Here is a 1437-nt window from a genome sequence, read left to right as displayed (position 1 = left end):
CCATCGACGAGATCCAGCTGTGTGCCGATCCCGGGCGCGGGCATGTGTTCACCGACCGACTGCTGCACATGCGCGGCACCGTCGAGACGCTGTTCCTGGGCAGCAGCACCATGCGCCCGACCATCGCGGCCCTGGTTCCCGAAACCCAGTTCGAGCGCAAGGAGCGGTTCTCGACCCTGTCATGGGCAGGATCGAAGAAGCTGTCCCGGATGCCGCCGCGCAGCGCGATCGTGGGCTTCAGCGTCGACGACGTCTATGCGATGGCCGAGCTGATCCGTCGGCAGAAGGGGGGCTGCGCGGTCGTGATGGGGGCGCTGTCGCCCCGCACGCGCAATGCTCAGGTCGCGATGTACCAGAACGGCGAGGTCGATTACCTGGTGGCCACCGACGCCATCGGCATGGGCCTGAACCTGGACATCAAGCACGTGGCCTTCAGCGCCACGCACAAGTTCGACGGCAAGCGGGTCCGCCCGCTGTTTCCCCATGAGATGGGCCAGATTGCCGGCCGGGCAGGGCGGCACACCGAATCCGGCACCTTCGGCGTCACCGGAGAGGCCGAGCCCCTGGACGAGGGGCTGATCGACGCGCTGGAGAACCATCGGTTCGCCCCCATCAGCCGGCTGGTCTGGCGCAACGGCAAGCTGGATTTCGGCAGCATGGACCGGCTGGTGGAAAGCCTGGAGACCGGCCCCGGCCACGAACTGCTGGCCCGCGGGCGCGAGGCCGACGACGTGGCGACGCTGAAGATCCTACGCGACTTTCCCGAGATCAAGGACCGCATCCGCGGCGGCAAGGACGTGCGCCTGCTGTGGGACGTGTGCCGGGTGCCCGATTTCCGGGGAATCTCGACCATGGAACACGCGACTTTGCTGGCGCGGATCTTCGGTTTCCTGCAGGATGGACATATCCCGGCGGATTGGCTTGGCCGGGCCATCGAACGCATCGACCGGACCGCCGGCGACATCGACGCCATCTCGAAGCGGTTGGCATATATCCGCACCTGGACCTATGTCGCGCAAAGAACGGGCTGGGTGGCGGACGAAAAGCATTGGCGCGGGGAAACGCGCGCTGTAGAAGACCGCCTGTCGGACGCGCTGCACGCGGCCCTGACCCAACGATTTGTGGACCGGCGCACATCCGTGCTTCTGCGCCGGCTCAAGCAGAAGGAGAGCCTGGTGGCCGAAGTGAATGACAAGGGCGAAGTGACGGTCGAGGGCGAATTCGCCGGCCGCCTGGAGGGCTTCCGCTTCCGCCCCGACCAGACCGCATCGGCGGACGAGGCCAGGATGCTGAGCCGCGCCAGCTATGACGCGCTCAAGCCCGAGTTCCATCTGCGTGCGGACCGCTTCTACAACGCGCCCGACACCGAGATGGACTATACCGAACAGGGCGGCCTGATGTGGGGCAGCCAGGCGGTCGGCAAGCTGGTCAAGGGCG

The 1437-nt window shown here is 66.7% G+C and carries 1 protein-coding gene; it reads left to right on the top strand.

Annotated features, from left to right (window positions below; translation table 11 throughout):
- The coding region (locus tag TW83_RS15275) for a helicase-related protein (RefSeq protein ID WP_045983638.1) at positions 1 to 1437 on the top strand (1437 nt) is incomplete at both ends.

The sequence above is a fragment of the Paracoccus sp. S4493 genome, assembly GCF_000967735.1.
GTDB lineage: Bacteria > Pseudomonadota > Alphaproteobacteria > Rhodobacterales > Rhodobacteraceae > Paracoccus > Paracoccus marcusii.
This window is presented reverse-complemented; position numbering and strand designations above follow the sequence as displayed.